Raw genomic sequence first — 365 nt, forward strand, 5'->3', positions numbered from 1 at the left:
TTACTAAAAGAGGACTGGTTTCTTGTCTAGATTTCTATCTTAAACGACATGCGTTAAAAGTTAGTTGAACCGCCGTGTGCCGAACGGCACGCACGGTGGTGTGAGAGGGACTAGAAATTAGCCTCTACTCGATCCACGGGGTTCCGCATCCCTTTTAATTTTTGGAAGCCTTAAAGCGTCTCTTCAGACCTAGGTGGATTCTATCAGAGAGCAAGTCGAGAGAGGACTACCTGTTCCTTTTCTCGTTTCGTATTCAAGGCTAGGAAAATGCGTTTCTTAAAATTGTCAAAGTTCCTGAAACCAAAGGCATTCCGCTTGATAACCTTGATGAGATTATTAGTTGCCTCTAGTCTTGCATTGGAATA

Annotated in this window: 1 protein-coding gene; it reads right to left on the bottom strand. The window is 43.3% G+C overall.

Annotated features, from left to right (window positions below):
- Positions 1–203 precede the first annotated feature (203 nt).
- A partial coding sequence (locus HZY94_RS03765; RefSeq protein WP_179925070.1) for a transposase occupies positions 204–365 on the bottom strand: 162 nt, incomplete at its 5' end.

Source organism: Streptococcus danieliae (assembly GCF_013415245.1).
GTDB lineage: Bacteria > Bacillota > Bacilli > Lactobacillales > Streptococcaceae > Streptococcus > Streptococcus danieliae_A.